The organism is Chelativorans sp. (assembly GCF_031180965.1).
GTDB lineage: Bacteria > Pseudomonadota > Alphaproteobacteria > Rhizobiales > Rhizobiaceae > Chelativorans.
On sequence record NZ_JAPSLH010000055.1, the window covers coordinates 1 to 3,362 of the forward strand.

2 protein-coding genes and 1 pseudogene are annotated in these 3,362 nt (G+C 65.6%); all 3 read left to right on the forward strand.

What is annotated here, in order from left to right; all coding sequences use genetic code 11:
* A pseudogene (locus RIN79_RS21375) lies at positions 1-167 on the forward strand (glutathione-disulfide reductase); the annotation flags it as partial.
* 335 nt (positions 168-502) lie between these two features.
* A complete protein-coding gene (locus RIN79_RS21380; protein WP_309086726.1) occupies positions 503-1,888 on the forward strand; it encodes a class II 3-deoxy-7-phosphoheptulonate synthase in 1,386 nt (461 codons plus the stop codon).
* A gap of 387 nt (positions 1,889-2,275) precedes the next feature.
* On the forward strand, positions 2,276-3,362 hold a 1,087-nt coding region (locus RIN79_RS21385; protein WP_309086727.1), incomplete at its 3' end, for a nitrilase-related carbon-nitrogen hydrolase.

A 3,362-nucleotide genomic window follows, 5' to 3' on the forward strand; every position in this document is an offset into this window, starting at 1 on the left:
TGGGTCACGACGCGGGCGAGATGATCCAGCTCGCCGGCATCGCCGTCACCATGGGGGCCACCAAGGCCGATTTCGACCGCACCGTCGCGGTTCACCCAACGGCAGCGGAGGAGCTGGTCACCATGCGTACGCCCGTGGTGGTCAAGAAGCCGGTGGCCGTGGGATAAGCGACACGAAGGCGAGCCTGAGAGGCCTGAAGCCATGACACTCCTGGAAGCCTATGCCGATTTCGGCGTTCCGGTCATCGCCGTGGCGATGGGCTTCGGGGCTCTCTGGATGTCCCGGCGTCGGAGCCGTCGGCGCCACGCCGGGCGAGCGGCGCATTCCGACATTCCGCAGCATTCCAGGCCCAATCCGAGAAGCCGCGACACGCAGTCCTCCGCCGCGCGTCTGTTAACTAGCGCACTCGCCTTTTTGAATATGTCGTGTATAGGTGCCGTTTCGTGCCGCTTGTTGCGGTGAACGACGATGAATTTCGAGAAAGGACACGGGGGTAAGTGTCATGACCGAGCGGTGGACGCCCGACAGCTGGAGAAACAAGCCGATCCAGCAGGTTCCGGCCTATCCGGACCTTGAGGCGCTTGAGAGCGTCGAGCAGCAGCTCGCCGGCTTTCCCCCGCTGGTCTTTGCGGGCGAGGCCCGCAAGCTGAAGCGGACGCTGGGCAAGGTCGCCAAGGGCGAGGCCTTCCTGCTCCAGGGCGGCGACTGCGCCGAGAGCTTCGCCGAGCATTCGGCGGACAACATCCGTGATTTCTTCCGCCTGTTCCTCCAGATGGCCGTGGTGCTCACCTATGCGGGCGGCTCGCCGGTGGTGAAGGTCGGCCGGGCGGCCGGCCAGTTCGCCAAGCCGCGCTCGGCCCCGACGGAGACCATCGACGGCGTCGAGCTGCCGAGCTACCGGGGCGACATCATCAGCGACATCGCCTTCACGCCGGAGGCCCGCACGCCCGATCCGCGCCGCCAGCTCATGGCGTACCGCCAGTCCGCCGCGACGCTGAACCTGATCCGCGCCTTCGCCACCGGCGGCTACGCCAATCTCGAGAACGCCCATCGCTGGATGCTCGGCTTCGTGAAGGATTCGCCGCAATCCTCCCGCTACAGCGAGCTCGCCGAGCGCATCACCGAGAGCCTGAACTTCATGCGGGCCATCGGGATCGACCCGGAGACCCATCCCGAGATGCGCTCGACGGATTTCTACACCAGCCACGAGGCCCTTCTCCTCGGCTACGAGGAAGCCATGACCCGCGTCGATTCCACGACCGGCGACTGGTACGCCACCTCCGGCCACATGCTCTGGATCGGCGACCGCACCCGCCAGATCGACCATGCCCACGTGGAATACATGCGCGGCATCAAGAACCCGATCGGCCTCAAGTGCGGTCCGTCGCTCTCGGCCGACGGGCTGCTCAAGCTCATCGACACCCTCAACCCCGAGGACGAGGCCGGCCGCCTCACCCTGATCTGCCGCTTCGGCGCCGACAAGGTGGGCGATCACCTGCCGGGCCTGATCCGCGCGGTGCAGCGGGAAGGGCGCACGGTGGTGTGGTCCTGCGATCCGATGCACGGCAACACCATCAAGGCGGCCTCGGGCTACAAGACCCGGCCGTTCGAGAAGGTCATGGGCGAGGTGCGGGACTTCTTCGCGATCCATCAGGCGGAAGGCACGCATGCGGGCGGCATCCACCTGGAAATGACCGGCAAGAACGTGACGGAATGCACGGGCGGCGCCCGGGCGCTCACCGATGCGGATCTGCGCGACCGCTACCACACCTACTGCGATCCGCGGCTCAACGCCGAGCAGGCGCTGGAAATCGCCTTCCTGACCTCGGAGCTCATCAAGCGCGAGCGTCAGTCAAGGGAACAACCGGCCGCCCTCGCGGCGGAATGACGGATTGGTCGGATTAAGAAAAAGGGGCGCCGAAAGCGCCCCTTTTTCTTTACGCATACGCAACTCTACTCGTATTTGGGCTTAACTAAGCCAGCCCATGAAGAAGAGGATAAGAATGATCGGCAGAGGAATGCCGATGAGCCAGAGCAGGCCGCCTTTCAACATGTCAGTCTCCCAGTGTTTCGTGTGAAAATAACGAACTGAACTGTTGCGGGTTCCCATAAAGCTTGAGCTTTGCACGGATCGTTGAATCACGGGGATCCGGCCTTCGCGCAACTTATGCAGAGTCCCGGGATCAGCCCTGCTCCGCGCGCGTTTAAGAGTTCACCGGAAAGCTTTACGCTTGCGTTGTTGTGCCCTCCGCGGCGCGCTAGATCTGCAGGTATCATGGCTCAGAACACGCTCAAGATCGCTCTCGCGCAGCTCAACCCCATCGTCGGCGACGTGGCCGGCAACGAGGAGAAGGCGCGCCGCGCCCGTGCCGAGGCGGCCCGCCTCGGGGCCGACCTGGTGATGTTCTCGGAGCAGTTCCTCGCCGCCTATCCGGCCGAGGACCTCGTGCTCAAGCCCGCCTTCCAGGATGTTTGCCGCGCCGCGCTGGAACGCCTGGCCCGCGAGACGGCCGACGGCGGCCCCGGGATGCTCATCGGATTGCCCTGGCGGGAGGGCGATGCCCTCTACAACGCCTATGCGCTGCTCGACAACGGCGCGATCACCCTGCGCTACAAGGTCGACCTGCCGAACTACGACGTGTTCGACGAGAAGCGGAACTTCGATCCCGGCCCGCTGCCGGGCCCGGTCAATTTCCGCGGCATCCGGATCGGCGTGCCGGTCTGCGAGGATATCTGGACCGGCGACGTGGTCGAGTGCCTCGCCGAGACGGGAGCCGAGCTTCTCCTGGTGCCGAACGGCTCGCCCTATCATCGCGGCAAGACGGATGAACGCTTCAGCATCGCCACCGCCCGCGTGACGGAGAGCGGGCTGCCGCTCGTCTATCTCAACCAGGTCGGCGGCCAGGACGAACTCGTCTTCGACGGCGCGTCCTTCATCCTCAACGCGGATTGCTCGCTCGCCGGCCAGCTGCCCGCGTTCGAGGAATGCATCGTCCTCACCGCCTGGGAGAAGGGCGAGGACGGGTGGGTCTGCCGGGACGCGCCCATCGCCACCATCGAGGAGGGCAGGGAGGCGGATTATGCCGCCTGTGTTCTGGGCCTTCGCGATTACGTGGAGAAGAACCGCTTTCCCGGCGTGGTGCTCGGTCTCTCGGGCGGCATCGATTCCGCCATCTGCGCCGCCATGGCGGTGGATGCGCTCGGGCCCGAGCGGGTGCATTGCGTGATGCTGCCCTACCGCTACACCTCGGGCGAGTCGCTGAAGGACGCGGAGGACTGCGCCAAGGCGCTGGGCGTCCGCTACGACATCCTGCCGATCGCCGAGCCCGTGGAGGGTTTCGAGGCGGCCCTGCAGCCTCTGT

What these genes read in the sequence shown, in the direction of transcription:
- RIN79_RS21380 (WP_309086726.1), top strand. Translation starts at nt 503, where the DNA reads ATGACCGAGCGGTGGACGCCCGACAGCTGGAGAAACAAGCCGATCCAG.